General features: G+C 34.9%; 4 protein-coding genes. 1 reads left to right on the forward strand and 3 read right to left on the reverse strand.

What is annotated here, in order from left to right:
- Positions 1-351: 351 nt before the first annotated feature.
- Entirely contained in the window at positions 352-3,033 is a 2,682-nt protein-coding gene (locus tag V7183_RS15265) for an S-layer homology domain-containing protein (protein WP_335360069.1), read from the forward strand.
- A 114-nt stretch (positions 3,034-3,147) separates the two neighbouring features.
- On the opposite strand, the gene patB1 is transcribed toward V7183_RS15265, so the two are convergent.
- From patB1 to V7183_RS15280, 3 genes are all read right to left on the reverse strand, one after another.
- The gene (patB1, locus tag V7183_RS15270; protein ID WP_335360070.1) at positions 3,148-4,338 is read right to left on the reverse strand and encodes a secondary cell wall polysaccharide O-acetyltransferase PatB1; all 1,191 of its coding nucleotides are present in this window, start codon (positions 4,336-4,338) and stop codon (positions 3,148-3,150) included.
- Positions 4,339-4,362: 24 nt separating this feature from the next.
- Positions 4,363-5,778: an MBOAT family O-acyltransferase gene (locus tag V7183_RS15275; protein ID WP_335360071.1), complete on the reverse strand. Its 1,416-nt coding sequence runs from the start codon at positions 5,776-5,778 to the stop codon at positions 4,363-4,365.
- A 264-nt stretch (positions 5,779-6,042) separates the two neighbouring features.
- A complete protein-coding gene (locus V7183_RS15280) occupies positions 6,043-7,437 on the reverse strand; it encodes an O-antigen ligase family protein (protein WP_335360072.1) in 1,395 nt (464 codons plus the stop codon).
- Positions 7,438-7,525: the final 88 nt, after the last annotated feature.

Raw genomic sequence — 7,525 nt, forward strand, 5'->3', positions numbered from 1 at the left:
CAATTGCATATTGTATATATCGTAATAATGTACAGTACATTTTATTATGAAATAATATTTGTAATTAACAGAATAGTGAAAACGTGTCGAACTTTCTTTTGAGAAAAATCATTGAAAACAATTGTGTAAGTGTAGTACTATAGACGTGTTTCAACAAAATGGTAAAAAAAACTTAATTTCCCATTTCGTTTTCGTTTAAATTTTTATTGCAATTTATCATATAAATCATCGTTCCAGAGCATTCATATCATTTTGCTTGAAGTTTTATTACTTAATAGGTTGTGAGTAACTAGTTTTCAAATTACATATGATGAAACTAGTAGGATAATCTTAAAGGGGGAACTAAACAGAATGGCAAAGAATAACTCTTATAAAAAATTAATCGCAGGTACAATGACGGCAGCAATGGTGGCAGGAGTTGTATCTCCAGCTGCAGCGGCAGGTAAAACATTCCCGGATGTTCCAGCAGATCATTGGGCTGTTGATTCTATTGATTATTTAGTAGCGAAAGGTGCACTTAACGGAAAACCAGATGGTACATTCTCTCCTACGGAAGAGGTAGATCGTGCTTCAGCTGCAAAAATTATGTCGCTTGTTTTAGGTTTATCGGTTGATGAAAATGCAAAACCATCTTTTAAAGATGCAAAAGGTAGTTGGGCAGCTCCATACATTGCAGCAGTTGAAAAAGCAGGTGTAATTGAAGGTGACGGAAAAGGTAACTTCTATCCGGATGGTAAAATTGACCGTGCTTCTATGGCTGCAATGCTTGTAAGAGCTTACGACTTGAAAGATAAAGTAGATGGAACATTAGAAACAAAATTTGACGATTTAAGAGGCCATTGGGGTGAAGAAAAAGCAAATATTTTAATCGCATTAGGCCTTTCTAAAGGAACTGATAATGGCTGGGCGCCAGATAAATCTGTAACGCGTGCAGAAGCAGTTCATTTTATTGCGCAAGCAGATAGTAAATATGCGAAACCAGATAATAGTGTTGCAAAAGTAACAGACGTTTCTGTTTCTGGCCCAGCACAATTAACATTAACTGGTACAGGATTGAACAACCTTTCTGCTGAAGATGTAACGCTTGAAGGTAATAAAGCGATTGCGATTGAGGCAAGTAAAGATGGAAAAACTGCAACTGTAACACTTGGTGGTAAAGTTGCTCCAAATAAAGACCTTACTGTGAACGTAAAAGGCGAATCATTCAATGTGAAGTATGTATACGAAGTGAAAAAATTACGCGTAGAAGCACTTACATTTGATGATGATCGTGCAGATCAATCAGTTGTATTTAAATTAAATGAAGAAAAAGGTAACGCTGACATCGAATATTTAGATCTTGCTGGTTATGATGTGAAGTTTGTTGCAACCAATTTAAATGGTACTCCAGCACAAATCTTTGAAGGAGAAGACGGAGTCCAATCTGCAGAGTCAAAAACTGGTAAACTAGCTGTTGGTATTGGAAAAGCAAAATATAAAGTTGAAGTACAAGTTACAAAACGCGGCGGTATTACAATTTCAAACACTAACACGATTGAAGTGAAAAACCTTGATGCAGAAGCAGCAGCAATTAAAGACGTTGTATTTGCAGTAGACACAGCTGGTGATGGTGTAAGTTATAATTCTGCTCTTAAAGGGCAAGACTTTACATTAAACAGCAAAACATTAGTTGCTGGTGAAAAAGCAGGTATTCAGAAAGTTGTTGCTCAAATTAATAATGAGAACAAAGTTGTTGATCGTAATGCGATTAGCATCAAATCATCTAATCCAGGCGTTATCTCTGTTAATAATAATGAGCAGAAAATTATTAAAGCAGAGGCAGCTGGTTCTGCAAAACTTACTGTTAAAGTGGGCGATGTAACAAAAGAATTTAATTTCGTTGTAAAAACAGATCCACGTAAATTAACAAATGTAAAAGCAAGCCCAGATCAATTAAAAGTTGTAGAAGGTAAAGAGTTACCAGTAACATTTGTAACAACTGACCAATACGGCGATCCATTTGGTGCGAATTCTGGGGCTATTAAAGAAGTATTCCCACAAACAGGTGTGGTAACAGCTTTAGATGTTACTACAACGAATGAAGGTTCAATTGGTACATCTGTTATCAATGTTAAAGGTGCTAAAGTTGGAACTGGTACAATCCACTTCCAAAATCCAAATACAAATGCAAGTGGTGAAGGATACGGTTCACTTCTTGTTGAAGTAACAAAGAGCAATATTGGTCATGAAGCTCCAAGACTTGAGCTTGTTTCTAAAGCTGGTCAAAAAGATCAAACAGCAGATACTACACTTGGTGCAGGAAATACAGTTGCATATCAATTATCTAACTACACTACAGAAGGTGTATATGCCGATGCAGCAGATTTAAAAGGATATGATTTCCGAGTAGGAAATACTGATATTGCTGAAGCTAAAATTGATGGAAAAACTTTAAAAGTAACAGGTAAAACAGCAGGTGTTACAGATGTCATCTTAACGAAAAATGGTGCTACAGCTGGACACGCAACAATCACTGTTACACAAGAAAATATTCAAATTAAATCTGTTCAATTTAAAGATGTAGAGGTTGAACAATTTGAAAAACGTAAAGTCGACATTGACAGAGTGTTAAATGTTGAGAAGAGCGATAAAGATGATATTGTACATGGCATCAAATTAAATATCAACACAGAACATAAAGTACGTATCATTGATGATGTAAATCTAAGAGAATATAAAGATGCGAAAGATGTAGAACAAGGTAAACTTTACCTTGACCGCAACGATAATGGTATATTCGATGCAGGTGATGCTGCGCTTGGTTATGTAACAGCTGTTAAGTCAAGTGATGCAATATCTAACGTAGGAAGAGACTTATATAACTTCTTAGCTGATGAAACGGATACTGAGAAAAACGATGTCTTCAAGGGTGTAACAACTGCATTTGGAGATAAAGGTACAGTTATCTTTAAAGTTGTGAAAGACAGATTTGCACCAACAACTGAGTATGGTACAAAAGCTGTAACAATCAACGTAATTAAAGAAGAAATCTAATAGAATTGCTGTATTAGATTTACAAGTCCCGTGTAATGATTTACACGGGACTTGTTTTTTTGTTCATTAAGAAACACGCCCCTTTAGAGATTTCTAAAGGGGCGTGCCTTATGATTATTGCTTAAACTTAAACATCTCACCACTTAAGGTTGAGTCACTATATACAAACAAGACCATATTAATATTGTTGTCTTTAATATATTGGTAGACATCTTTTTTGTGATAGTGGCGAAGATCCAAGATGGATGTTCGTTTAAAGTTTTGTGCTAAATGCGGTGCAATTGCATTTGCAAATGAATCTTTTAAAATTAAGGCATGGACATCGTTAGGTGCATCGTTGTTTTCAAAGACGATTTCAGGATAGTCATTTGTGTAGTAACCTGCATACGATGTTGTGTCTTTTTGTTTTTCTACACCGTATATTTCATCTAGTGAATGGTACATAGTGCCATTTACATCTTTTGCAGTTACACTTGTAAAGTGAAATCCGTCTTTCGGTGTGTAGTAACAAAGCTTTTCTCCTGTTGCATCAATGAGTTGATACAATTGATTGTTAAAGCTTCCGATAAGGTGCTTGTTTTTGGCACATGTGCGTGTGTAATCTTCTTTTTCGACTTCTTTTCCTTTATATATAGAAGATTCTTGTTTGATTGTGTTCATAATATATTGATAGCCTAGGAAAGCACCATCCATATTCCAGTGATGATCTGTTTTAAAATACATGTCCTGTATTTCTTGTTGTGTATACTGTTTCTCGAAATGTTCCATGAGTTTAATTGGTTTTACATCTGTCGGAAGCTTTTCGAGAAAGTAATTTACATCTTCCTTCGCATATGTGTGGATATGAGAAGGTAATTTAAACGATAATGCATTCGTTTTTGATGGTGGTAAAGCAAAGTAAAACTCGATGTTTTGTTCTTTCAGAAACTGAGATAGTTCCTTGACGGCTGGCATGGACTGGTCAATTTCTTTATATTTCGGTGTCCATGCAGGGTTTTTTAACAGCCATGTATCGTCGGTAAGAATAATATCGTTAATGAGAGACTTGTTCATTTTAATTTGAGCCAGCGTATAGTTTTTAATGAGCTCATCTCTGCCGATTAATTGATCGTTCGTGTATGCTTCAAAGTCTTTAAAGAAACTGCCTGTTCGAATCGATTCTTTTGTTAGCGCTGGTTTTTGGGCAAGTTGGCGATTTTCAACAGGTGAAATCGCTCGATCTGTCTTGAGCAACGATAATATTCCAAATGAAAGGATAATGGTGAGAAAACCGATGAATAGAACAAAGTTCCCCAATTTTTTCATAATAACTTTTCCTTCCTGCATAAGTTAAAACCTGAAATAAATAAATGGATTATACGTCGAATTGACCAAATACATGATCGAAATCATAAATAATGTCAGTAATAATACAGGACGCACAATTTGAATTGAAAATACATGAATTTTTGGTGCGAGTTCTAGCACATTTTTAATACGTGCTAAAATTGGCGTTGCTGCGATAAAGGCAATTAGAAATACAATCCCGTATTCATGTATGTATAACATTGTATTGTCATCTGTAAGCGGGTGGTTTTGCAGGCCGAACATTGATTTTAAATACTGGAAAGAGTATGTAAAGTTATCAGCTCGGAAAAAGACCCAACCAACCATGACGATTAGTAATACATATATATGTTGCAGCGGCTTCCATAATTTTTTTAATAGTTTTTCAAGGCCCGCCTTTTCAAGAGAGATGATTACCCCGTAATATAATCCCCAAGCGAGGAATGTCCAGCTGGCACCGTGCCATAAACCGGTTAGTCCCCAAACGATAAATAAATTTCGGTAATTTGCTAGTTTTGATACGCGATTTCCTCCAAGCGAAATATAAACGTAATCGCGGAACCAAGAACCTAATGTAATATGCCACCTTCTCCAAAACTCAGAAATAGACTTTGAAATGTATGGGTAATGGAAGTTTTGAGGGAAATCAAAACCAAACATTTTCCCAAGTCCAATTGCCATATCAGAGTATCCTGAAAAGTCAAAATAAATTTGAAGTGTATAAGCAATGATTCCAATCCATGCCGTCCCAACACTCACTTCAGAAGGAGGAAGGGCAAAAATTTTATCAGCGACAAATCCAACCTGGTTTGCAATTAAGATTTTTTTTGAAAGTCCAAGGATGAATATTTGAATTCCTTCTGTAAATTTTTCAAAAGAATGAATGCGTTTTTTAATTTGCTCAGCAACGATATTATAACGAACGATTGGCCCAGCGATAAGCTGCGGGAAAATCGATATATATAATGCTAAGTTGAGCGGATTTTTTTGTACTTCTCCATCTTTACGATATATATCAATGACATAAGACATTGCTTGGAACGTATAGAATGAAATTCCAATTGGCAACGGAACAGGATCTATATGAATAGATAGATGCAAGGCTTGATTTAAAATGTCAGTGAAAAATGAAATATATTTAAAATAAGAAAGAAGTAAAATATTGCCGATTACAGCCATGATCAAAAACGTGACTTTCATATTTTTACGTTGATCATAATAATGTACGAGTAAACCAAAGCAGTAGTTTAATAGGATAGAAAAGAGCATTAAGAAAACAAAGCGTGGTTCTCCCCATGCATAGAAGACTAAACTAAATGCTAGTAACACGAAGTTACGCAGTTCAGCGCGTACAATAAAATAGAAAAATAATACTAAAGGTAAAAAGATAAATAAGAAAATAGAACTACTAAATACCAAGCGACTCTCCTCACTTTGTGTACAATACAGTTAAGAATGAAAAATGTACTGTGTTATGTGATTTTGTTATATGAACTCTTATGTGAAAGAGGATATATCTATTATATAGTCTTTCACATAAGTTATGTAAATAAGTATTTGTCGTTAATAAAGGGAATCAACATCTAGTATAGAAACAGATGTTAATTCCCTTTATCCCAACTATTTGTGGGCTAATAATCAGCGGGGGATGAAGCCCCCGCTGATTAAAGTTTTACTTTATTTTCAGTCTGCCTTTAAATCAACAATCAAGTAGGCAAGTATAACGGCGAAGAAAATACTAACAGCTGGTGCTGTTAATACATGTCCAGACATATAGCCAATGCCAAGTGATAACACGATTGTGCTAGCTGGTAACATATATTTCACGGTTAATATTTGTTTGAAATTTGAAATGACGCGGATACATAACCGGATACCAAAATATAGGAATGGTAACAGGTAAATAAGAAAACCGATGATTCCAAATGCGAAGAATAAATCATAGAAATCCATTTCGATTAACTTAATTTTTTTTGTATAGTTTCCTGCATACCCCATACCAAATAGTTTCTGCGACATAGGGGCTTCTTTATAATATTGTTTGTATACTTTTAAGAATTTATCACGGTCACTATAAATTAGACTTTTCACTTCAGAATTTGTGAGTTCTCCCTCAGCATGTTTTTTTGCTTCATCAGGATCTTCTTTCACCACTTTACCTTCTTTTCTTTCCTGGTCTTCTCGCACTGATTTTTTATATTCATACATCTGTAAATGGATGCCCATATTTTTAGAAATAGGAGTGAGTGGTGTAACAATCACTAGGCCTCCTAGTACAACGAGAGCAACGATCGCATTTACAAGAGGCGTGAATCCTTTTCCTTCTTTTTTACGCTGCATGATATATTCAATAAACGAAAATAGAAGTGCAACACCTAGTGTAAAAACAATGGATCCATATCCTACTTTTGTTCCTACCATAATACTTGCATACATCGCTAACAGTGTTGGAATCCAGTAATATACTTTAGAAAAAGAAGTTGTTTTTTGTATGGAATACAGTACAACGATTGGGAACATAATTGCGAAAATCGCACTTAAATCATTTCCAGCAAAGAACCATCCTCTTGAACCAAGCTTTGAGTGAGGATAACTTGGGAAATCTGTCCCAGATGCAATCGAAACAATCATAACAATGCTTAAAATCAATGATGTGTATAAGAAATATGTAACGACTTTGTGATAAGCATATTGTTTATCTTTTATTTCTTTAAAGACAATAATATATCCAAACAGCAACACAATTGGATATACACTTTTTAAAATAAATTTAACTTCCTCGCTAAAAGATACCGGGGACTTAACCATCATATTGTTTGCAAGACCCGCTGCAAGTACGATTCCAAGTAAGCATAAATAAAGAATGTACTTCTTCGTTCCAGGCTCTTTTAAGTGGAAAAGAAGATACACTAGCATAAGAAGCATAAAGGCAAAACGTACTACAATTCCGACTGTCGCACTCATGTGTAATATGTAGATTGAAAAAGATGTTAACAAATCTAAAATTGGCTGAAACACAATGAATAGTAACAGGAAATGTGGGAAGTAGTTATCCGTTTGTTTCAACTTGTTAACCATGTTTTCCTCCATTTCTTCATTCTTTTATCACAGTGCTATTTCTAGAATAGACTGTTCATAAAAGCCTTCATTTATATATACATCAATT

Source organism: Bacillus sp. JJ1127 (genome assembly GCF_036965845.1).
Lineage (GTDB): Bacteria > Bacillota > Bacilli > Bacillales > Bacillaceae_G > Bacillus_A.

What these genes read in the sequence shown, in the direction of transcription:
- patB1 (WP_335360070.1), bottom strand. Translation starts at nt 4,338, where the DNA reads ATGAAAAAATTGGGGAACTTTGTTCTATTCATCGGTTTTCTCACCATT.
- V7183_RS15265 (WP_335360069.1), top strand. Translation starts at nt 352, where the DNA reads ATGGCAAAGAATAACTCTTATAAAAAATTAATCGCAGGTACAATGACG.
- V7183_RS15280 (WP_335360072.1), bottom strand. Translation starts at nt 7,437, where the DNA reads ATGGTTAACAAGTTGAAACAAACGGATAACTACTTCCCACATTTCCTG.